Raw genomic sequence first — 20,726 nt, 5'->3', positions numbered from 1 at the left:
CCGTGAGCATGTCCGAGAGCACCACCACCGCCAGCGCGAACATCGGAGTCGTCGGCCTCGCCGTCATGGGCTCGAACCTCGCCCGCAACCTCGCCGGGCGCGAGGGGAACACGGTCGCGGTCTTCAACCGCCACCCCGGCCGGACGCGCGACCTCGTCACCGAGCACCCGGAGGCCGGATTCGTCCCCTCGGAGAGCTACGACGACTTCGTCGCCTCGCTCGCGCGGCCCCGCACCGCGATCATCCTGGTGAAGGCGGGAGCGCCGACCGATGCCGTGATCTCCGAGCTCGCGTCGCGGTTCGAACCGGGCGACATCATCGTCGACGGCGGCAACGCGAACTTCCACGACACGATCCGCCGCGAAGCCGACCTGAAGGCCAGCGGCATCCACTTCGTCGGCATGGGCGTGTCCGGCGGCGAGGAGGGCGCCCTGCACGGACCCTCGCTCATGCCGGGCGGCACGGCGCAGTCGTACGAGACGCTCGGCCCGATCCTGCGCACCATCGCCGCGGTCGCGCCCGACGGCGAGCCCTGCGTGACGCACGTCGGCACCGACGGCGCGGGCCACTTCGTCAAGATGGTGCACAACGGCATCGAGTACGCCGACATGCAGCTCATCGCCGAGGCCTACGACCTCATCCGCCGCGGCACCGGCAAGTCTCCGACCGAGATCGCCGACGTGTTCGCCGAGTGGAACACCGGCGAACTCGAGAGCTACCTCATCGAGATCACGGCCGAGGTGCTGCGCCAGGTCGACGCCGAGACGGGCGAGCCCCTCGTCGACGTCATCCTCGACGAGGCCGGCGCGAAGGGCACCGGCGCCTGGACCGTGCAGAACGCGCTCGACCTCGGCGTGCCCGTCTCCGGCATCGCGGAGGCGGTCTTCGCCCGGAGCCTCTCCTCGCGCCGCGCGCAGCGCGATGCGGCAACCGACCTTCCCGGCCCGGAGACCGAGTGGACGGTCGATGACGTCGACGCGTTCATCGAGGACGTGCGCCTCGCGCTGTACGCCTCGAAGATCGTCGCCTACTCGCAGGGGTTCGACGAGATCATCGCCGGCGCCGAGCAGTTCGGATGGGACGTGCACAAGGGCGACATCGCGAAGATCTGGCGCGCCGGATGCATCATCCGCGCCCGCTTCCTCAACCGCATCGCCGACGCCTACGCCGACGACCCGTCGCTGGTCGCGCTCGCGGTCGCACCGTACTTCCGCGACGCGATCACGGGCGGCCAGTCCGCGTGGCGCCGCATCGTCGCCACGGCCGCGGAGGCCGGCATCCCGACCCCCGCGTTCTCGTCCTCGCTCGCGTACTACGACGCGCTGCGCGCCGACCGCCTGCCCGCGGCCCTCGTGCAGGGGCAGCGCGACTTCTTCGGGGCGCACACCTACCGGCGGGTCGACAAGCCCGGCGTCTTCCACACGCTGTGGTCGGGCGATCGCACCGAGGTCGACGTCACGCCGTCGAGCTGAGGCCGACCCGGCCGACGGGCCGCCCGGGTCGACCGGGCGGCCCGGCATCCCACCCGAGGAAGGGAGCGCCGCGTGCGCGAACCGTCGTGGCGCCGTGACGGCGTCGAACCGGACTACCGGTTCACCCTCGCCAACGAGCGCACGTTCCTGGCGTGGATCCGCACGGCGCTCGCGCTGCTCGCCGGCGGCGTGCTGCTCCACCAGTTCGCCACGGCGCTCGAGCCCCGCGTCGTCGTCCTGGGGCTCGCGATCCTGCTCGCCGTGGCGTCCGCCGCGCTTAGCGTGGGCGCCTACACGCGCTGGCGCGCCAACGAGATCGCGATGCGCCGCAACGGCCCGCTGCCGTTCAGCTGGGTGCTGCCCGTGATCGGCGGAGTCGGTCTTATCGCCTCAGCCGTCCTCGCGGTCCTCTTCGTGGTGACCGCGTGAGCGATGCCGCGACCCCGCCACGCGACCCGGGCCTGCAGCCCGAGCGCACCGCGCTGGCGTGGTCGCGGACCTCGTTCGCCATCGCCGTGAACGGGATGCTGGTGCTGCGCGAGGGGCTCGTCGGCGACCGGCCGTCGCTCGTCGCGGCGTCGGCGGTGGTCTTCGTCGGCGCCGTCGTGATCCTCGCGGCCGGCTGGCAGCGCCGGCGCGTACTCGATGCGCTCGGCGAGCCGGCGCCGCTGCCGCTCCCGCTGGCCTGGACGGTGCTCGGGGCCACCCTGTTCGCGGGCGTCGCCGCGGTCTGGTCGATCCTGGCCGGGAGCACCTGGTGAGCAGCGACCGCGGCGCCGGCGACCGGGACGAGTGGGACGAGCTCGACGGGCCGGTCTTCGGCGAACGGCGGCGGCGCGTACTGCGCATCGCCGTGCTGCTCGCGCTCGCCGCGATGGTGCTGCCGATCGTGCTCTCCGGCATCGGCGTCGCCCGGTCCGCCGCGGCGCGCGCGTGCGACGCCTACGTCGCCGACGTCAGCCGGATCGACGAGTCGCGCGTCGAGTTCGACCTGTTCGCGCAGGGCGGTCCGGGCTGGCTGTGCCTCGCCGTCTCCCCGTCGGGCGGCTCGATCGTCATCGGCAACCTCGGGCTCATGCCCGCCGCGCCGAAGCCGGCCCTCCCCGGACGCGACGCCTAGGCGCGACCGCCGCCGCTGCGCGCCGCGCGGCACCCGGCGGCGCGGCGCCCGGTCACTCGGAGCCCAGCTGCTCCCGGACCTCGCGGCGGATGACCTTGCCGATCAGCGAGCGCGGCAGCTCGTCGACCGCGACGACCCGCCGCGGCACCTTGTAGGGCGTCAGCCGGTCGCGGACCTCGGTGCGGATCCCGTCGGCGTCGAGCGCGGCGCCCTCGCGCAGCACGACCGCGGCGACGACCTCCTCGCCCGAGTGCTCGCTGGGCATGCCGACGACCGCGCAGTCCTCCACATCGGGGTGCTGCCGGATCGCGTCCTCGACCTCGCTCGGCGCGACGTTGAACCCGCCGGTGATGATGAGCTCCTTGATCCGGTCGACGATGCGGACGAAGCCGTCCTCGTCGATCGTCACGATGTCGCCCGTGCGGAACCACGGCGCACCGCCGGCGGGATCGTCGACGAACACCGCCGCCGTCTCCTCCGGCTTGTGCCAGTAGCCGCCGAACACCTGGGGCCCGCGCACGACGAGCTCGCCGCGCTCGCCCGCGGGCACGTCGCGCATCGGGTCGTCGGGGTCGACGACCCGGCACTCGGTGTCGGGCAGCGGAAGGCCGACCGTGCCGGCCTTCCGGTTGTCGGCGACCGGGTTGGCCATGAGCACCGGCGAGCACTCCGACAGGCCGTAGCCCTCGACGAGGTACCCTCCCGTACGCTCCTCCCACGGCTCGACGACCGATGCCGAGAGCGGCATAGCACCGGAGATCGCGATGCCGATGCCCTGGAGCGAGACGCCGCGTTCGGCGGCGGCACGCGTGAGCCGCTCGTAGATCGGCGGCACGGCAGGCAGGAAGGTCGGCGGATGGCGACGCACCGCACGCAGCACGAGGTCCGGGTCGAACCGCGGGAACAGCACGAGCCGCGAGCCCATGCTCATCGCGAACGTGAGGCAGAGGGTCAGGCCGTAGGCGTGGAACATCGGCAGCACCGCGTACACGACCGATTCGCCGCGCGCCTGCTCCGGCACCCACGAGCGCGCCTGCGCCGCGTTCGCGAGCAGGTTGGCATGCGTGAGCGTGGCGCCCTTCGGGCTGCCGGTCGTCCCGCTGGTGTACTGGATGAGCGCGACGTCGCCGACGCCGGGCGCCGGCACGTCCGCCGAGATGCGATCGGAGGCCAGCAGGTCTCGCCAGGTCGTGGTGCCGTGCACCTCGGTCGTGAGCGCCGCGCGGGCCTCACGTGCGCGCGCGATCGGCAGCCGCAGCGCGGCACGCGTGCGGAACGGCATGGCCCGGGTGAGGTCGACCGACACGATGTGGCGCAGTGCGAGGTCGCCGGGGAAGTCCTGCAGGCTCGCCACGACCTTGTCCCACGCGATCACCACGCGGGCGCCGTGGTCCTCGAACTGGTGGCGGAGCTCGCGGGGCGTGTAGAGCGGGTTGTGCTCGACCACGATGGCTCCGAGCCGGAGCACCGCGTAGAACGCGACGATGTGCTGCGGGCAGTTCGGCAGCACGATCGCGACCGGATCGCCCGCTCGCACGCCGAGCCGGCGCAGCCCCTCGGCCGCGCGGTCGATCTGCTCCCCGAGGTCGCGGTAGCTCGTCGTGCGGCCGAAGAACTCCAGGGCGGGGCGATCCGGGTACCGGGCGACCGTGTCGTGGATCAGGTCGATGAGCGAGCCCTCGGGCGCCGGCAGGGAGTGCGGGACACCGGGCGGGTAGCTCGTCAGCCAGGGCTTCGCCATGGCATCGCCCATCAGGCCGCCCCGTCGAACATGCTCGTGACGGAACCGTCCTCGAAGACCTCGTGGATGGCACGCGCCAGCAGGGGCGCGATCGGCAGCACCGTCAGGCGGTCCCAGCGCTTCTCCGCGGGCAGCGGCAGCGTGTCGGTGACCACGACCCGGTCGATGAAGTCGGACTGGAGGATCTCGGTCGCCGGGTTCGAGAACACCGCGTGCGTGGCTGCGACGACGACGCCGGTCGCGCCGTTGGCCTTGAGCGCCTCGGCGGCCTTCACGATCGTGCGGCCGGTGTCGATGAGGTCGTCCACCAGCAGGCAGACGCGCCCGTCGACCTCGCCGACGATCTCGTGGACCGAGACCTGGTTCGGCACCAGCGGGTCACGGCGCTTGTGGATGATCGCGAGCGGCACGCCCAGCTTGTCGGACCAGATGTCGGCGACGCGCACGCGGCCCATGTCGGGCGAGACCACGGTCAGGGTCTCGGGGTCGAGCGAGTTCTTGAACTCCTCGAGCAGCACGGGCATGGCGAACAGGTGGTCGACGGGACCGTCGAAGAACCCCTGGATCTGGGCGGCGTGGAGGTCGATCGACATGATCCGGTCGGCGCCCGCGGCCTTGTACAGGTCGGCGACCAGGCGCGCCGAGATCGGCTCGCGGCCGCGGCCCTTCTTGTCCTGTCGGGCGTACGGGTAGAACGGCGAGACCACCGTGATCCGCTTGGCCGAGGCGCGCTTGAGCGCGTCGACCATGATGAGCTGCTCCATGAGCCACTCGTTGATGGGCGACGCGTGCGACTGGATCACGAACGCGTCGGCGCCGCGCACGCTCTCGTCGTACCGGGCGTACAGCTCGCCGTTGGCGAACGTGCGCGCATCGGTCGGGACGAGCTCGCTGCCGAGCTCAGCGGCGATGTGCCGTGCGAGCTCCGGGTGCGCGCGCCCCGACACGAGCACGAGGCGCTTCGATCCGGTGGTCTCGATTCCCGACATGGTCACAGTCCTTCCCGCCGGCATCGCCGTCGTCTCACTCCCCGTCGGTCTCACCCGCCTCGCGCGCGTCCTCGGCCGCCTTCGCCGCCGCGGACCCGGCCCGATGCTGCTGGACCCATCCCTCGATGTTGCGTTGGGGGGCGACGTTGACGGCGAGCGACCCGGCCGGCACGTCCTTCCGGACGACCGTGCCCGCCCCCGTGTACGCTCCGTCCCCAATCGTAACGGGCGCGACGAACACGCCGTGCGACCCCGTGCGCACGTGCGATCCGATCGTCGTGCGGTGCTTCTCGACCCCGTCGTAGTTCGCGGTGATCGAGCCGGCGCCGACGTTCGAGCCGAGCCCGATCTCGGTGTCGCCGATGTAGGAGAGGTGGGGCACCTTGCTGCCCGCACCGATCCGCGCGTTCTTGGTCTCGACGAAGGTGCCGATCTTGCCGTCGGCGTCGAGCACCGTCCCCGGGCGCAGGTACGCGAACGGCCCGACCGTCGCATCCGGGCCGATGACGGCGAGCGTGGCATCCGCTCGCCTGATCTCGGCGCGCTCGCCGACCTCGCAGTCGAGCAGCGTCGAGTCCGGACCGATGACGGCGCCCGACGCGATCGCCGTGGCGCCCTTGAGCTGGGTCCCCGGGCGGATGGTGACGTCGGGCTCGATGCGGACCGCGAGGTCGATCCAGGTCGTCGCCGGGTCCTCGATCGTGACGCCGTTCAGCTGCCATCCGCGGACGATGAGGGCGTTCAGCCGCGCCGCGGTCTCGGAGAGCTGGGCGCGGTCGTTGACGCCCGCCACGAGCCAGGCCTCGCTGACCGGTCGGGCCTTCACCTCCGAGCCCGCCGCGCGCAGCAGCGCGATGATGTCGGTCAGGTACTTCTCGCCCTGCGCGTTCTCGGTCGTGAGGTTCGCGAGCTGGTCGCGCAGCGCGTGCACGCCGAACGCGTAGACGCCCGCGTTGATCTCGTCGATCGCGAGCTCGTCCTCGGTGGCGTCCTTCTGCTCGACGATGCGGTCGAAGGCCCCCTCGGCGCTGCGGACGATGCGGCCGTAGCCGGTCGGATCGTCGTAGCGCGCGGAGAGCACGGAGGCCGCGAGCTCGTCGGCGCGGTGCCGCTCGAGCAGCTCGGCGAGCGTGGAGGCGTTCAACAGCGGCACGTCGCCGTTCAGCACCAGCACGTCGCCGGCGAAGTCGTCGGGCAGCGCCGCGACGGCCTGCTCGACCGCACGGCCGGTCCCGGGGACCTCGTCCTGGTCGACGATGATCGCGTTCGGCAGCTCGGCCTCGATCGCGCTCGCCACCAGGTCGCGCTCGTGCCGCACGACGGCGACCACGTGGGCCGCGTCGAGGGCGCGCGCGGTGGCGAGCACGTGGGCGACGATCGGGGCGCCGGCCAGCGGATGCAGGATCTTCGGCGTCGCCGACTTCATGCGCGTGCCCTGGCCGGCGGCCAGGACGATGATCGCGAGATTGTTGTCCATGCTCCGCCACCAGGATTCGAACCTGGGCCTCACAGCTCCAAAGGCTGTCGTGCTGCCGTTACACCATGGCGGACCGCGCCGGCGGCACCCGCCGAAACGCATCCCAAGTCTGCCACGGTGCCCAGGGTCGCCCGAACGCGTGGGCGACCCCTCGACGGATGGCGCCGGGTGGGATACTGGCCGCATGGCGACGACGGACCAGGACGAGGTGGACCGTATCGTCGATGACTGGGAACGCGAGCGCCCCGACCTGGACTTCTCGCCGCTGCAGGTGTTCTCGCGCGTGGGTCGGCTCTCGAAGCTGCTCGACCGGGCACGGCGCCAGGCGTTCGAGCGCTCGGAGCTCGAGTCGTGGGAGTTCGACGTGCTCTCCGCCCTGCGTCGCGCCGGTTCGCCGTTCCGGCTGCCGCCGAAGGCGCTGCTCGCGCAGACGCTCGTCTCGAGCGGGACGATGACCAATCGCATCGACCGCCTCGTCTCGCGCGGCCTCGTGACCCGCCAGACCGATCCGCACGACGGGCGCGGCATCCTCGTGGAGATGACCCCGGCGGGACTCACGCGGGTCGACGCCGCGATCACGCGACTCGTCGACGCCGAGGCGGAACTGCTCGAGGGGCTGCCGGCGGCGGAGCAGCGCCGGCTCGCCGCGCTGCTGCGCAAGCTCTCGCTCGGGTTCGCCTGAGCCCCGCACCGCCCCGGGAAGCACCTCGCGGCGTCGGACGCCTCAGCGACGGAGCACGCGCCCGGCCAGGCGGTTCCCGACCCCTTGCACGACCTGCACGAACACGACGATGAGCAGCACGGCCGCCCACGTCACGACGGGCTCGAACTGCCGGAAGCCGTAGAGCTGGGCGAAGTAGCCCAGTCCGCCTCCGCCGATGAGACCGGCCATGGCGGACATGTCGATGACCGCGATGACGATGAAGGTGTAGCCGAGGATCAGCGGGCCGAGCGCCTCGGGCACCACCACGGTCGCGAGGATCCGCCACGGTCCCGCGCCCATCGACCGGGCCGCCTCGATCACGCCCGGACGGACGGTCACGAGGTTCTGCTCGACGATCCGCCCGATCGCGAAGGCCGCGGCGAGCGACAGCGCGAAGATCGCGGCATCCGTGCCGATGCCGACGCCGATCACGGCGCGGGTCAGGGGCTGGACCGCTGCGATGAAGATGATGAACGGGATCGGGCGGAAGAAGTTTATGACGAGGTTCAGCACCTGGCTCACCGCCGTGCTCGGCAGCAGTCCGCCGCGGCGGGTGGCGTAGAGCCCGACGCCGAGCAGGAAGCCCCCGGCACCGCCGAAGAGCATCGTGAGGGCGACCATGTAGAGGGTCTCCCCCGCCGCCGCCCAGAACTCGGGCCCGAGCTCGATCAGCCGGTCCATCAGCGCACCTCCGTGACGTCGGCGTGGGCCGCGACCTCGGCCAGCGCGCGGTCGATCGCGGCGTCCTCGCCTCGCACGGCGAGCGTCAGGTGCCCGAAGGCGCGGCCGCGGATGTCGTTGATGCCGCCGTACACGAGCTCGAACTCGAGCCCGGCCTCGGCGAGGTCGAGGAACACCCGGGCCTGGGAGGCGTCGCCGTCGCGGAACGAGCACGTGACGATGCGCCCCTCGTGCCGTTCGCGCAGCACCGCGAGCTCGGCGGGCGAGGGCACGCCCTTGACGACCGTGCCGACGAACCGCTGCGACGACGGATGCCGCGGGCTCGAGAAGACGTCGAAGACGTCGCCGTGCTCGATCACCCGGCCGCCGTCCATCACGGCGACCTTCGTCGCGAGCGACTGGACGACGTCCATCTCGTGCGTGATGACCACGATCGTCACGCCCTGCTCCTCGTTGACGCGCCGGAGCAGCGCCAGCACCTCCTGCGTCGTCTCGGGGTCGAGCGCACTCGTCGCCTCGTCGGCGAGCAGGATCCGGGGACGGGTCGCGAGCGCGCGGGCGATCCCGACGCGCTGCTTCTGCCCGCCGGAGAGCTGGTCGGGTCGGGCGTCGGCCCGGTCGGCGAGCCCGACGAACGCGAGCAGCTCGTCGACCCGGGACCGGATGTCGGCACGCGACCAGCCGGCGACCTTCAGGGGGTAGGCGACGTTCGCGCGCACGGTCCTGGCCTCGAACAGCTCGAACTGCTGGAAGACCATGCCGATGCCGAGCCGGATGGCGCGGAGCTCACGCTCGCGCAGGGTGGTGATCTCGCGGCCGTCGATGCGGATCGAGCCGCTGGTGGCGGGTTCGAGCGCGTTGAGCAGGCGGACGAGCGTCGACTTCCCGGCGCCCGAGTAGCCGATGATGCCGAGGACGTCGCCGGCCTCGATGTCGAGCGTGACGTCGTCGACGGCCGTCACCGGTGCGGATCGCCGGTCGGCGGCGGGATAGGACTTGCTGACGTGCTCGAGGGTCACGAGCGCCATGCGGTACCTCCTGGTCGCACGCACGCGCGCGCGGGCGGGCGCGCCCGGTCGGGGCGCGCGCCGCCCCCGGCGCGTGGGGGGGTGGTTCGGTGCGGGCGATCAGTTCCGCGCGCGGGTGTCGTCCTCGACGGTCGCCAGCGAGGCCAGGAGTTCGTCGACCGGCGTGGTCAGCGCGACGGCGGTGTCGCCGGATGCCCGGAGCAGGCCCGCCTGCACCGCGGGATCGGTCTGGAAGATCTCGACGAGCCTCCGCAGCGTCGCATCGTCGGCGTCCTCGGCCCGGGTCGCGAAGACGTTCACGTACGGGAGCGCGTTCGGGTCGCTCGGGTCGTCCTGTGCGATGGCGTCGGCGAAGGTCAGGCCCGCGTCCTCGACGAAGTCGTTGTTGATGATCGCCGCGGCGACGTCGGGCAGGCTCGTCGGCGTGAGCGAGGCCTCGAGCGGGGTGACCTGCACGCGCGAGTCCGCCTCGACGATGTCGTCCACGGTCGAGAAGATCGAGCCGCCGCCGGCGAGCTCGATGAGGCCGGCGGACTGCAGCACCAGCAGCGAGCGCGCGAGGTTGGAGGGGTCGTCCGGTACGGCGACGGTGCTGCCGGCGGGGATGTCCTCGACCGAGTCGTACCCGAGCGAGTAGAGGCCGAGCGGATAGATCGCGGTCGCGCCGATCGGCACGAGGTCGGCGTCGGCCGACACGTTGTAGTCGGCGAGGTAGACGATGTGCTGGAACTGGTTGAGGTCGAGCTCGCCCTCGCTCACGGCCGGATTGGGCTGGGTGTAGTCGGCGAAGTCGACGATCTCCACGTCGATCCCGGCGTCGGCCGCCGCCTCCTCGAACGCGGGCCACTGCGGGTCGGACTTGCCGACCACGCCGATGCGGACGACGTCGCCGCCCTCGGCGGCGCCGGCCGACGAGCAGGCGGCGAGGCCGATGGCGAGCGGTGCGGCGGCGAGCGCCACGATGAGCTTGGTGGTGGTGCCGGGCATGGCGGGGGTTCCCTTTCGCGTGGGCGCGCGCGATCGGATGCTGGTGGCGGTGGTGCCTCGGGCACGACGAACCCCACCGCTGGTGGCGGTGGGGCATCGGTGCCGCGATCGCGGGCGCGCTCCCACGTTAGGCGAAGGATCTGCGTGCGAATGACCGCCTGGTCATCAGGAGTCACAGATCCTGCGATGTCACCCTTCGAGCTGCTCGGAAACTTCGAGCCAGCGCGTCTCGAGGTCGGCCACGGCGCCTTCGAGGTCGCGCAGCTCGTCGCCGAGCGCACCGAGGCCGACGTAGTCGGACTGGTCGTGGCGGGCGAGCTTCTCGTGCTGCGCCGCGATCTGCCCCTGGAGCTTCTCGAGTCGGCGGTCGATCGAGGCGAGCTCCTTCTCCGCGGCGCGACGGTCGGCGCCGGCGAGTGCCGGGACGGCCGGCGCCCCCGCCGTCGGGCCGGCGGCGGCCGACGGGCGCGTGGCCGGCGTGCCGGACGCGGACCCGCCGTCCGTCGCCTGCTGGCTCCGGAGCTCGAGGTACTGGTCGACGCCGCGGGGCAGGTCGCGGAGGTGCCCGTCGAGGATCGCGACCTGGCGGTCCGTGACGCGCTCGACGAGGTAGCGGTCGTGGCTCACGACGAGGAGCGTGCCCGGCCACGCGTCGAGCAGGTCCTCGATCGCGGCGAGCATGTCGGTGTCGAGGTCGTTCGTCGGCTCGTCGAGGATGAGCACGTTCGGCTCCTGCAACAGGATGAGCAGCAGCTGGAGTCGGCGCTTCTGCCCGCCGGAGAGGTCCTTCACGGGGGTGGCGAGCTGCGCGTTCGTGAATCCGAGCCGCTCGAGCAGCTGCCCGGGCGTGAGCTCGACCGCCTTCGAGCCGCTGCCGAGCACGTAGCTCGTCTTCTGGGCCGCGACGACCGCGCTCACCCGGTCGTCGGCCCACTCGGCGAGTTCGGCGAGCTCCTGGCTGAGCACCGCGATCCGCACCGTCTTGCCGCGCTTCACGCGACCCGTGGTCGGTTGCACGTCGCCCGTGACCAGCTTCAGCAGCGTGGACTTCCCGGCGCCGTTGACGCCGAGGATCCCGGTGCGCTCCCCCGGTGCGATCCGCCACTCGAGTTCGTGCAGCACGGTCCGGGTGGCCGGGTCGCCCGCCACCGCGTCCGCCACGGGGTACTCGACGGTCACGTCGAGCAGGTCGACGACGTCCTTGCCGAGCCGGGACACCGCGAGGCGGTTCAGCTCGACCCGGTCGCGGGGCGGCGGCTCGTCCTCGATGAGCTGGTTCGCCGCCTCGATGCGGAACTTCGGCTTCGACGTGCGTGCAGGGGCGCCCCGGCGCAGCCAGGCCAGCTCCTTTCGCATCAGGTTCTGGCGCTTCGCCTCGGCGGCGGCGGCCATCCGGTCGCGCTCGACGCGCTGCAGCACGTATGCCGCGTACCCGCCCTCGAAGGGTTCGACGATCCCGTCGTGCACCTCCCACGTCGCCGTGCAGACCTCGTCGAGGAACCAGCGGTCGTGCGTCACGACGACGAGTGCCCCGTCGTTCGACGCCCACCGGGACCTCACGTGGCGGGCGAGCCAGGCGATGCCCTCCACGTCGAGGTGGTTCGTCGGCTCGTCGAGGAACAGCACGTCCCAGTCGCCGATCAGGAGCGCCGCGAGGCCGACCCGGCGGCGCTGGCCGCCCGAGAGCGAGCGGATCCGACCCTGCCAGGGCACGTCGCCGAGCAGGCCGGCGATGACGTCCCGCACCTTCGGGTCGCCCGCCCACACGTGCTCCTCGATGCCGCCGACCACGGCCTCGGCGACCGTTGCATCGGGGTCGGCCGTGTCGGACTGGTCGAGCATCCCGATGCGCACGCCGCGGCGCACGGTGACGCGGCCGGCGTCGGGCTCGAGCCGCCCGGCCAGGAGCTTCAGGAGCGTCGACTTGCCGTCGCCGTTGCGGCCCACGACGCCGATGCGATCGCCCTCGTCGATGCCGACGGTGACGGCGTCGAAGACGGTGCGCGTGGGGAACTCGAGGTGCAGGCGCTCGGCGCCGAGGAGGTGAGCCATGTCGGCCTCAACCCTAGTCGGCGGCGCGGCGCGGCCCCGGTGCGGCGTGGTCGCGGCGTCGTCGCGGCCGTGGCGGCGCGCTAGAAGGACATCACCCGAGCGCCGTGCACGGGCCCGTGCACGTGCAGCGCCCTGCGGCCGGCCGCCGAGAGCCCGACCTGCAGCTCGAGGGCGGAGTCGGCATCGTCGACGAGCATCGCGACGGTCGGGCCCGAACCGGAGACGATGGCGGCGAGCGCCCCGTTCTGCTCGCCGACGTTCAGCGTCGTGGCCAGCGTCGGGTCGAGCGAGATGGATGCGGCCTGCAGGTCGTTGTGCAGCGCCGACGCCAGCTTGCGCGGGTCGCCCGCCCGCAGCGCCTGCAGCACCTCGGCGTCGACGGTCGGCGAGTCGAGGCCGGCACGGACGCCGTGCACGCCGTCGCGCCAGTCCGGGTCGAGGCCCGCGTCGCGCAGCCGGTCGACCTCGTGGTACACCGCAGGCGTCGACAGGCCGTGGTCGGCGACCACCAGCACCCAGTGGAACGAGCCCGTCGCGAGCGCAGGACTCAGCCGGTCGCCCCGACCCGTGCCGATCGCGGTGCCGCCCGTGAGCGCGAACGGCACGTCGGCGCCGAGCGACGCGGCGAGTGCGTGGAGCTCCTCCTTGGGCAGCGCCGTCCCCCACAGCGCGTCGCATGCGACGAGCGTGCCGGCCGCGTCCGCCGAACCGCCGCCCATGCCGCCGGCGATCGGCACGTGCTTGTCGATCTCGAGGCGCACGCCGCCCGGCACGCCGGCGTGGCGTGCGAGCAGCTTCGCGGCGCGGATCGCCAGGTTCGAGGCATCCGTCGGCAGGTCGGTGGTGTCGACGGAGCCGGAGAACCCCACCGAGAACTCGTCGTCGGGCCACGCGCGGACGTCCTCGTACAGCGAGACCGCCTGGTAGGCGGTCGCCACGTCGTGGTATCCGTCCTCGCCGGCTGCACCGACCCGCATGAACAGGTTGACCTTCCCGGGAGCCCGGACGTGCACTGCCGCGTCGGTCGCCGGGAACGTCATGGGACCACGCTAGCCGACGCGCTGCATCGCAGGTCGCACGCGCGCGAGGCGATCGGCAGTGGGCTCCGGATCAGTCCGAGGCCGCGGCTCGGGCGATGCGCAGGAAGTCCTCGACCGAGAGCTGCTCGCCGCGCGAGCGGGGATCGACGCCCGCACGCTCGAGCACGGCGCTCGCCGTGGCCGCGGACCCGCCGAGCACGCCCGAGAGCGACTGGCGCAGCATCTTGCGTCGCTGCTGGAACGCCGCGTCGACGAGCGCGAACACGGCGGTCCGCTCCTCCTCCGTGCCGACCGGGTCGCCGGGCGCGTCGCCGCGCTCGAAGCCGACGAGCACCGAGTCCACGTTCGGCACGGGCCAGAACACCATGCGCGAGACCTGCCCCGCGATCCGCCAGTCGCCGTACCAGGCGGCCTTCACGCTCGGCGCGCCGTAGACCTTGGACCCCGGCGTCGCCGCGAGCCGGTGCCCGACCTCGGACTGCACCATGACGATGCCCGACCCGAGCGACGGGAAGCGTTCGAGCAGGTGCAGCAGCACGGGCACCGAGACGTTGTACGGCAGGTTGGCGACGAGCCGGGTCGGCTCGCCGGGCAGCTCCTCGACGCGCAGCGCGTCGTCGCGGACCACGGTGAGCGAGGCGCCGGGCTGCATGAGCCGGACCGTGTGCGGCAGCTGAGCCGCGAGGCGGGCGTCGATCTCGACGGCGACCACGGCGGCGCCGGCCTCGAGCAGCCCGAGCGTGAGCGAGCCGAGCCCCGGCCCGATCTCGAGCACCGTCTCACCGGAGCGCACGCCGGCCGACTGCACGATGCGGCGCACCGTGTTCGCGTCGTGCACGAAGTTCTGGCCGAGCTTCTTCGTCGGGGTCACGTCGAGCGTCTCGGCGAGGTCGCGGATCTCGGCCGGACCGAGCAGGCGCGGCGTCACCGCCCCGCCCTCGGCTTCGTGCCGATGCGCGTTCACGCCCTGCTCCCCCGCACGCTCACGATGCTCCGCCACGCGCGGACGCGCCGGCGCGCGGCACGCCGCGTCATGCCGAACCCGCCCCGAGTCCGTCCTCCCACGAACCGTACGCCCGGACGGAGTTCGCGGCGACGTCCGTGCAGAGCTCGTCGAGGTCGGTGCCGAGCACCTCGGCCATGAACCGCATGGTGTGCGGCACCAGGTACGGCGCATTCGGACGTCCCCGCATCGGAACCGGCGTGAGGTACGGGGCATCCGTCTCGACCAGGATGCGCTCGCGCGGGAGCACTCGCAGCGCCTCGCGCAGGTTCTCCGCGTTCTTGAACGTGACGTTGCCCGCGAACGAGCAGTACCAGCCGGCGTCTGCGGCGAGCCGTGCCAGCTCCTCGCCGCCCGAGAAGCAGTGGAAGACCGTCGTCTCCGGCGCGCCGACGCGGCGCAGGGTGGCCACGACGTCGTCGTGCGCGTCCCGGTCGTGGATCTGCAGGGCGACCCCGTGCCGCTTCGCGATGTCGATGTGCGCCTCGAACGACCGGAACTGCGCGCCGCGCCCGTCGTCACCCGTCCGGTAGAAGTCGAGCCCCGTCTCGCCGACGGCTCGCACGCGCGGCTGCGCGGCGAGTCCGTCGATGACGGCGATCGCCTCGTCGAGCGCGCCGCGCGCGTCGAGCTCCGGCGCCTCGTTCGGGTGGAGCGCGACGGCGGCGAGCAGCCGGGGCTCGCGTGCCGCGATCTCGGCGGACCAGCGGCTGGTCGCGACGTCCGTTCCGACCTGCACGGCACCGGCGATGCCGACCGCCGCGGCGCGCTCGAGGTGCTCGTGCGCGGTCAGCGGCAGCGCACCGTCGGCGATCTCGAGGTGGGTGTGGTTGTCGTAGACGGGGACCGCGAGCGGCTCGGGCGGCGGCGGGTACTCGGCGGCGCGACCGCCGTCCGAGCGGGTGCGCAGGTGGTCGGCGCCCGCCGTCACGCGGTGGCCTCCACGCGGGGGAACAGCGGCTGCAGGGCCTCGACCCGCGAACCGACCACCCACTCGTGGGCGCGGTCGATCCGCTGCTCCTGCACGGTGCCCGGCGCGCCGAGCGCCGTCCAGAGCTTCGCCGTCGACTCGGGCAGCACCGGCGAGAGCAGCACGGCCAGCGTGCCGAGTCCGTGGTACGCGGTCGCGAGCACCGCCTCGAGCCGATCGCGCCGGGCCTCGTCCTTCGCGAGCGTCCACGGCTCCTGCTCGGTGAGGTAGCCGTTCAGCGCGTCGACGAGGGTCCAGGTCGCGGCGATCGCCTCGTGCACCTGGAGCCGCTCGATCGCCTGCCATGCCGCCTCCGTGGCCTCGACCTCGATCCGCCGGATCGCCTCGTCGGCCTCGGTCCGCCCCGCCTCGCCCGCGGGAACCTCACCGCCGCAGTACCGGCCGATCATGGCGACCACGCGCGAGGCGAGGTTGCCGAAGCCGTTGGCGAGCTCGGCCTGGTACCGGGCGGCGAGGTCCTCCCACGAGAACGAGCCGTCCTGGCCGAACGAGATCGCCGACAGGAAGTAGTAGCGGAAGGCGTCGGAGCCGAACGTGTCGGTGATCTGCGAGGGGGCGATGCCGGTGAGCTTCGACTTCGACATCTTCTCGCCGCCGACCAGCAGCCATCCGTGGCCGAAGATGCCCTTCGGCACCTCGAGGCCCGCGGCCATGAGCATGGCCGGCCAGATGACGGCGTGGAAGCGCAGGATGTCCTTGCCGACGAGGTGCAGGGCGGGCCAGCGGCGGGCGAACTGCTCGTCGTCCTCGCCGTACCCGACGGCCGTGATGTAGTTCAGGAGCGCGTCGAACCAGACGTAGACGACGTGGGTCTCGTCCCAGGGGACCTTCACGCCCCAGTCGAACGTGGAGCGCGAGATCGACAGGTCGTCGAGGCCGCGGCGCACGAAGCTCACGACCTCGTTGCGGGCGGAGTCGGGGCGCACGAAGTCGGGCTGCGTCTCGTAGAGCTCGAGCAGGCGGTCCTGGAAGGCCGACATCCGGAAGAAGTAGTTCTTCTCGTGCAGCAGCTCGACCGGCTTCGAGTGGATGGCGCAGACGAGCTGCCCCTCGTACTCGCCCGTGCCCTCGACGAGCTCCGACTGCTGCTTGTACTCCTCGCAGCCGACGCAGTAGTAGCCCTCGTACTCGCCCGTGTAGATCCATCCCTCGTCGAAGAGGTGCTGCAGGAACTTCTGGACGTTGCGCTCGTGCCGCTCGTCGGTCGTGCGGATGAAGTCGTCGTTCGCGACGCCGACCGTGTCGAGCAGCGGCTTCCACGCGTCGGCGACGAGCTTGTCGGCCCATTCCTGGGGGCTCACGCCGTTGGCCGTCGCGGTGCGCAGGATCTTCTGGCCGTGCTCATCGGTGCCGGTGAGCATCCACGTGTCGCGACCCGCCTGCCGGTTCCACCGGGCGAGCACGTCGGCGGCGACCTCGGTGTAGGCGTGCCCGATGTGGGGCACGTCGTTGACGTAGAAGATCGGGGTCGTGATGTAGAACGAGGAGGCGTCGGCCATGCGCTCAATCCTACGGGCGCTCACGGCACCGAGACGCCGGGCGGGTCGCCGCCGCCCAGCGCGTGGGAGCAGGGCTCAGGCGGCGTCCGTGCCGTTCCCGAGCGCGTCCTCCGCGGGGCCCCGGCGCTGCCGGGCGCGGCCGTCGCCGATGACCGGCGGAACCTGCTCCTCGACGACCATCCGCTCGTGCGGCGTGGGGACGCCGATCGTGAGGTCCTGCTCGCGGAGCCCTCGGGCTCCCCGCACCTTCTGCCCCGGATAGTCGACCAGCTTCATGCCGATCACGATCTTCCCGGCGGAATCGCGGTGGTCGAGCTGCCGGTAGGCGTCGGCGACCTCGGCGAGCGAGAACACGTCGGCGATCGGCAGGCGCACCTGGCGGTCGGCGACGAGCTGCGCGATCCGGCCGAGCGCGATGGTGTCCCCCGCGTACAGCTTGACCGCGCCATGGTCCTCGACCGCGGCCCAGTCGGTGGTCGTGAACACTCGCGACGCCGGCACCCCGAGCTCGGCGGCCACCTCGGCCCCACCGCCGAGGAAGTCGAGGAAGGCGGTCACGGGCCGGCCCGCGACGGCCTGCACGCGCGCCGCGAGGTCGGGTCCGTACTCCAGGGGCGTGATCCCGAACTGGCGGATGAAGTCGAAGCGCTCCTCGGCGGTCGTGCCGATCACCTCGGCACCGCGCGCCCGCGCGAGCTGGGCGGCGAGGCACCCGATGCCACCGGCCGCGGCGGTCACGACGACGAGGTCACCCGCGCCGAGGTTCAGTCCGTCGACCGCGCCGAGCGCGGTCGTCCCGGCGACGTAGAGCGAGCCGGCGACCTCCCACGACAGGGAGATCGGCTTGCGGACCAGCTGCGCCTCGGGCACCGCGAGGTAGGTGGCCTGGGCGCCGCGATCGATGTAGCCCATGACCTCGTCGCCGCGCCGGAAGCGCGTCACCCCCTCGCCGACCGCGTCGACGACGCCCGCGAACTCGCGGCCCTGGCCGGACGGGAAGTCGACCGGCCAGTGGTCGGTGTGGTCGCCCGTCCGGACCGCCGTCTCGACCGGGGAGATCCCGCTCGCGAACACCTCGACGAGCACCTCGCCCGGGCCGGGACTCGGGTCGTCGACCTCGACGACCTCGAGGACCTCGGGCCCTCCGAACGATGAGAACCGAACCGCCTGCGTCATGTCGCACCCCCGAGACTCGACTGATTTCATCGTGCTCCCGGGGCGTGCGAATTCACTGGGAGCGGGCTCCGCGTTCGTCGAGTGCCGCCTCGTAGAGATCCCGCTTCGACAGCCCGGTCTCGGCGGCCACGAGCGCGGCCGCCTCCTTCAGTCGGGTCCCGGATGCGGCGAGCGCGACGACGCGTGCGACGGCGTCGCCGGCATCCGCCCCCGGCCCCTCCGGTGCGCCGCCGACCACCAGGCAGATCTCGCCTCGCACGCCGCCCGCGGCCCACTCCGCGAGGTCGGCCAGCGGGCCTCGCCGGACCTCCTCGTGCAGCTTGGTCAGTTCGCGGCACACGGCGGCGGGCCGGTCGCCCCCGAACGCCTCGGCGAGCGCGGTCAGGCTCGCCGCGAGGCGGGACGGCGCTTCGAAGAAGACGAGGGTGCGGCGATCCCCGGCGAGCTCGGCGAGACGCCGTGACCGGTCCCCGGCCTTCCGGGGCAGGAACCCCTCGAACGCGAATCGATCGGTCGGCAGCCCGGCGACGGCGAGCGCGGTGATCACCGCGCTCGGGCCGGGGATCGCGGTGACCTCGACGTCGGCCGCGACCGCCGCCTGCACGAGCGGGAACCCCGGATCGGAGACCGTCGGCATGCCGGCGTCGCTCAGCACGAGCAGGTCGCCGTCGCGGGCGAGCGCCACGAGGTCGTCGGCCCTCGCCCGCTCGTTGTGCTCGTGGAGCGCGATGAGGCGAGGGCGGTTGGCGATGCCGAGCGCGGCGAGCAGGCGCTGCGTGACGCGCGTGTCCTCCGAGGCGACGACGTCCGCGTCCTCGAGCGCCTGACGGAGGCGCGTCGAGGCGTCGCCGAGGTTGCCGATCGGCGTGGCGGCGAGGATGATCACCGCTCCAGTCTGACGCACGGGCGCCGGCGGCGCCGCGGATACAGTGGACCGCATGGATCTCCACGGGGTCGGCGCGGGCGCGCGCGACGAGCACCCGGGAGCCACGCTCGAGCCGATCGACCGCCGCGGCACCGCGGAGGCGACTGCGGAACCGGAGCCGGCCGGGGCCCGGCCCGTTGCGACCGGGCCGGTCGGCACGGCGACGACCGGCGCGACCTCGACGTCCCCGGGTCACGCGCGGGAGCCGGTCGGCAGTCGGCTCGACGACTGGTGGTCCGGACTCCACTCCACGCCGCGTCGGCGCGCGCTCTGGACCTGGGGCGGCCCGATCGCGGTCACGCTGCTCGCCGCGGTCCTCCGGTTCTGGAACCTCGGGCACCCGCAGGCGATCGTGTTCGACGAGACCTACTACGTCAAAGACGCCTGGACCCTGCTCGCGAACGGCTACGAGTCGTCGTGGCCCGAGGGTGCGAACGAGGACTTCGCGCGTGGGGACACCGACGTCTTCGGCGACGACCCCTCGTACGTCGTGCACCCGCCCCTCGGCAAGTGGATGATCGGTCTCGGCATGGCGCTCTTCGGCGCCGACAGCGCGTTCTGGTGGCGCGCCTCGACCGCACTCGCGGGTACGGCGGCCGTGTTCCTCATGACGATGGCCGGCCGACTGCTCTTCCGCTCGACCCTCGTCGCGGTCATCGCCGGATTGCTCCTCGCGATCGACGGCAACGCGATCGTCATGAGCCGGGTCGCGCTGCTCGACAACTGGGTCATGCTGTTCTGCCTGCTCGGGTTCCTCTTCGTGCTGCTCGACCGCGCGCGCACCGAGTCGCACCTGCGCGAGCGCATCGAGGAGCGCCGCGCAGCGGGCGGCGATCCGCAGTGGGGCCCGGCGATCTGGGCCCGGCCATGGGTGATCGCGGCCGGGGTCGCGTTCGGCGCGGCGGCCGCCGTGAAGTGGTCCGGGCTCTACTTCCTCGCCGCCTTCGGCATCTACCTCGTGCTCGTCGACCTCCTCGCCCGGCGCCGGGCGGGCCTGTCGTTCTGGATCGAGGGCGCGCTGTTCAAGCAGGCGCCGGTCACGTTCCTGCTGCTCGTCCCCGTCGCCCTCGTCACCTACCTCGCGTCGTGGACCGGATGGCTCGTCACCGGCGGCGGGTACTACCGGCACTGGGCCGACGAGGCCGGCAACGCGGCGACCGGGTTCTGGTCGTGGGTGCCGCATTCGCTGCAGAGCCTCTGGCACTACCACCAGGCGGCGTACGGCTACCACCTCGGCGTGCACTCGGCGCACCCGTGGCAGTCGAACCCGCTGGCGTGGCCGATCACGTGGCGTCCGACGAACATGTACTTCGCCTCGACCGACGACGGCTCGGGCGGGTGCGGGCAGGCGGAGTGCTGGTCGTCGATCATGGGGATCCCGAACCCGCTCATCTGGTGGGCGGCGACCCTGGCCGCCGGGTACCTCGTCTACCGGTTCGCCCGGTACCGCGAGTGGACCGCGGGCGCGATCCTCACGGGCGTCGCCGCCGGCTACCTGCCGTGGCTGCTCTACCTGGACCGGACCGTGTTCCAGTTCTACACGATCGCCTACGAGCCGTACGTGCTGCTCGCGCTCGCCGCGGTGATCGGCGTCGTGCTCGGTCCGCGGGACGCGCCGCGATGGCGTCGGAGCCAGGGCCTCGCGACGACCGCCGTCTTCCTCGGCGTCGCGGTCGCCGTCTCGGCGTTCTTCTTCCCGCTCTGGAGCGCGATGCCCGTCAGCCCCGAGTTCCGCCAGCTGCACTTCTGGCTCCCGGGATGGGGCCACGGGGCGGGATCGTCGGAGTGGTGGTGAGCGGCACGGGGCCGATCGGCGCCCGGCCGACCATCCACCGATGGCGC

19 protein-coding genes and 1 tRNA gene are annotated in these 20,726 nt (G+C 72.6%); 6 read left to right on the top strand and 14 right to left on the bottom strand.

The window, feature by feature from the left end; genetic code table 11:
* Positions 1-8 precede the first annotated feature (8 nt).
* From gnd to ABME01_RS04405, 4 genes are all read left to right on the top strand, one after another.
* Positions 9-1,472, top strand: a complete 1,464-nt coding sequence (gnd, locus tag ABME01_RS04420) for an NADP-dependent phosphogluconate dehydrogenase (protein ID WP_353827151.1) — start codon at positions 9-11, stop codon at positions 1,470-1,472.
* Positions 1,473-1,544: 72 nt separating this feature from the next.
* Positions 1,545-1,901, top strand: coding sequence for a YidH family protein (locus tag ABME01_RS04415; protein WP_353827150.1), 357 nt, complete (start codon positions 1,545-1,547; stop codon positions 1,899-1,901).
* A complete protein-coding gene (locus tag ABME01_RS04410; protein WP_353827149.1) occupies positions 1,898-2,233 on the top strand; it encodes a DUF202 domain-containing protein in 336 nt (111 codons plus the stop codon). Before ABME01_RS04415 ends, ABME01_RS04410 begins: the two co-directional genes overlap by 4 nt.
* Entirely contained in the window at positions 2,230-2,592 is a 363-nt protein-coding gene (locus ABME01_RS04405) for a hypothetical protein (protein WP_353827148.1), read from the top strand. Before ABME01_RS04410 ends, ABME01_RS04405 begins: the two co-directional genes overlap by 4 nt.
* A gap of 52 nt (positions 2,593-2,644) precedes the next feature.
* On the opposite strand, the gene ABME01_RS04400 is transcribed toward ABME01_RS04405, so the two are convergent.
* From ABME01_RS04400 to ABME01_RS04385, 4 genes are all read right to left on the bottom strand, one after another.
* Positions 2,645-4,345, bottom strand: coding sequence for a long-chain-fatty-acid--CoA ligase (locus ABME01_RS04400; protein WP_353827147.1), 1,701 nt, complete (start codon positions 4,343-4,345; stop codon positions 2,645-2,647).
* Positions 4,345-5,322, bottom strand: a complete 978-nt coding sequence (locus tag ABME01_RS04395) for a ribose-phosphate diphosphokinase (protein WP_353827146.1) — start codon at positions 5,320-5,322, stop codon at positions 4,345-4,347. The genes ABME01_RS04400 and ABME01_RS04395 overlap by 1 nt, the downstream gene beginning before the upstream one ends.
* Positions 5,323-5,356: 34 nt before the next feature.
* Complete coding sequence (glmU, locus tag ABME01_RS04390) at positions 5,357-6,799, bottom strand: bifunctional UDP-N-acetylglucosamine diphosphorylase/glucosamine-1-phosphate N-acetyltransferase GlmU (RefSeq protein WP_353827145.1); 1,443 nt, start codon at positions 6,797-6,799, stop codon at positions 5,357-5,359.
* A 1-nt stretch (position 6,800) separates the two neighbouring features.
* Positions 6,801-6,872: transfer RNA gene (locus tag ABME01_RS04385), tRNA-Gln, on the bottom strand.
* A gap of 111 nt (positions 6,873-6,983) precedes the next feature.
* Between ABME01_RS04385 and ABME01_RS04380 the strand changes: the two genes are divergently transcribed.
* Positions 6,984-7,481, top strand: coding sequence for a MarR family winged helix-turn-helix transcriptional regulator (locus tag ABME01_RS04380; RefSeq protein ID WP_353827144.1), 498 nt, complete (start codon positions 6,984-6,986; stop codon positions 7,479-7,481).
* A 42-nt stretch (positions 7,482-7,523) separates the two neighbouring features.
* Here ABME01_RS04380 and ABME01_RS04375 read toward each other — a convergent pair whose 3' ends face one another.
* The 10 genes from ABME01_RS04375 to rsmI all read right to left on the bottom strand — a co-directional run bounded on the left by ABME01_RS04375 (position 7,524) and on the right by rsmI (position 18,845).
* Positions 7,524-8,183, bottom strand: a complete 660-nt coding sequence (locus tag ABME01_RS04375) for a methionine ABC transporter permease (protein WP_353827143.1) — start codon at positions 8,181-8,183, stop codon at positions 7,524-7,526.
* The gene (locus tag ABME01_RS04370) at positions 8,183-9,211 is read right to left on the bottom strand and encodes a methionine ABC transporter ATP-binding protein (RefSeq protein WP_353827142.1); all 1,029 of its coding nucleotides are present in this window, start codon (positions 9,209-9,211) and stop codon (positions 8,183-8,185) included. The genes ABME01_RS04375 and ABME01_RS04370 overlap by 1 nt, the downstream gene beginning before the upstream one ends.
* A gap of 99 nt (positions 9,212-9,310) precedes the next feature.
* On the bottom strand, positions 9,311-10,198 hold the full coding sequence (locus ABME01_RS04365; protein ID WP_353827141.1) for a MetQ/NlpA family ABC transporter substrate-binding protein: 888 nt from the start codon (positions 10,196-10,198) through the stop codon (positions 9,311-9,313).
* Positions 10,199-10,387: 189 nt separating this feature from the next.
* The gene (locus ABME01_RS04360; RefSeq protein WP_353827140.1) at positions 10,388-12,250 is read right to left on the bottom strand and encodes an ABC-F family ATP-binding cassette domain-containing protein; all 1,863 of its coding nucleotides are present in this window, start codon (positions 12,248-12,250) and stop codon (positions 10,388-10,390) included.
* 80 nt (positions 12,251-12,330) lie between these two features.
* The gene (locus ABME01_RS04355; RefSeq protein ID WP_353827139.1) at positions 12,331-13,290 is read right to left on the bottom strand and encodes a 4-(cytidine 5'-diphospho)-2-C-methyl-D-erythritol kinase; all 960 of its coding nucleotides are present in this window, start codon (positions 13,288-13,290) and stop codon (positions 12,331-12,333) included.
* A 70-nt stretch (positions 13,291-13,360) separates the two neighbouring features.
* Positions 13,361-14,218: a 16S rRNA (adenine(1518)-N(6)/adenine(1519)-N(6))-dimethyltransferase RsmA gene (gene rsmA / locus ABME01_RS04350; RefSeq protein WP_353827327.1), complete on the bottom strand. Its 858-nt coding sequence runs from the start codon at positions 14,216-14,218 to the stop codon at positions 13,361-13,363.
* 103 nt (positions 14,219-14,321) lie between these two features.
* Entirely contained in the window at positions 14,322-15,224 is a 903-nt protein-coding gene (locus tag ABME01_RS04345) for a TatD family hydrolase (RefSeq protein ID WP_353827138.1), read from the bottom strand.
* The gene (gene metG / locus ABME01_RS04340) at positions 15,221-16,783 is read right to left on the bottom strand and encodes a methionine--tRNA ligase (RefSeq protein WP_353827137.1); all 1,563 of its coding nucleotides are present in this window, start codon (positions 16,781-16,783) and stop codon (positions 15,221-15,223) included. The genes ABME01_RS04345 and metG overlap by 4 nt, the downstream gene beginning before the upstream one ends.
* Before the next feature lie 75 nt (positions 16,784-16,858).
* On the bottom strand, positions 16,859-17,959 hold the full coding sequence (locus ABME01_RS04335; protein WP_353827136.1) for an NADP-dependent oxidoreductase: 1,101 nt from the start codon (positions 17,957-17,959) through the stop codon (positions 16,859-16,861).
* 52 nt (positions 17,960-18,011) lie between these two features.
* Entirely contained in the window at positions 18,012-18,845 is an 834-nt protein-coding gene (rsmI, locus tag ABME01_RS04330) for a 16S rRNA (cytidine(1402)-2'-O)-methyltransferase (RefSeq protein ID WP_353827135.1), read from the bottom strand.
* Between the two features lie 52 nt (positions 18,846-18,897).
* Here rsmI and ABME01_RS04325 point away from each other — a divergent pair, with 52 nt between their 5' ends.
* Positions 18,898-20,679: a dolichyl-phosphate-mannose--protein mannosyltransferase gene (locus tag ABME01_RS04325; protein WP_353827134.1), complete on the top strand. Its 1,782-nt coding sequence runs from the start codon at positions 18,898-18,900 to the stop codon at positions 20,677-20,679.
* Positions 20,680-20,726: the final 47 nt, after the last annotated feature.

This window comes from Agromyces litoreus (genome assembly GCF_040496015.1).
Lineage (GTDB): Bacteria > Actinomycetota > Actinomycetes > Actinomycetales > Microbacteriaceae > Agromyces > Agromyces litoreus.
This window is presented reverse-complemented; position numbering and strand designations above follow the sequence as displayed.

Bases quoted from the DNA above. Each gene is read 5' to 3' on its own strand.
- gnd (WP_353827151.1), top strand. From the start codon at position 9: ATGTCCGAGAGCACCACCACCGCCAGCGCGAACATCGGAGTCGTCGGC.
- ABME01_RS04400 (WP_353827147.1), bottom strand. From the start codon at position 4,345: ATGGGCGATGCCATGGCGAAGCCCTGGCTGACGAGCTACCCGCCCGGT.
- ABME01_RS04395 (WP_353827146.1), bottom strand. From the start codon at position 5,322: ATGTCGGGAATCGAGACCACCGGATCGAAGCGCCTCGTGCTCGTGTCG.
- glmU (WP_353827145.1), bottom strand. From the start codon at position 6,799: ATGGACAACAATCTCGCGATCATCGTCCTGGCCGCCGGCCAGGGCACG.
- ABME01_RS04380 (WP_353827144.1), top strand. From the start codon at position 6,984: ATGGCGACGACGGACCAGGACGAGGTGGACCGTATCGTCGATGACTGG.
- ABME01_RS04375 (WP_353827143.1), bottom strand. From the start codon at position 8,183: ATGGACCGGCTGATCGAGCTCGGGCCCGAGTTCTGGGCGGCGGCGGGG.
- ABME01_RS04370 (WP_353827142.1), bottom strand. From the start codon at position 9,211: ATGGCGCTCGTGACCCTCGAGCACGTCAGCAAGTCCTATCCCGCCGCC.
- ABME01_RS04365 (WP_353827141.1), bottom strand. From the start codon at position 10,198: ATGCCCGGCACCACCACCAAGCTCATCGTGGCGCTCGCCGCCGCACCG.
- ABME01_RS04360 (WP_353827140.1), bottom strand. From the start codon at position 12,250: ATGGCTCACCTCCTCGGCGCCGAGCGCCTGCACCTCGAGTTCCCCACG.
- ABME01_RS04355 (WP_353827139.1), bottom strand. From the start codon at position 13,290: ATGACGTTCCCGGCGACCGACGCGGCAGTGCACGTCCGGGCTCCCGGG.
- metG (WP_353827137.1), bottom strand. From the start codon at position 16,783: ATGGCCGACGCCTCCTCGTTCTACATCACGACCCCGATCTTCTACGTC.
- ABME01_RS04335 (WP_353827136.1), bottom strand. From the start codon at position 17,959: ATGACGCAGGCGGTTCGGTTCTCATCGTTCGGAGGGCCCGAGGTCCTC.
- ABME01_RS04325 (WP_353827134.1), top strand. From the start codon at position 18,898: ATGGATCTCCACGGGGTCGGCGCGGGCGCGCGCGACGAGCACCCGGGA.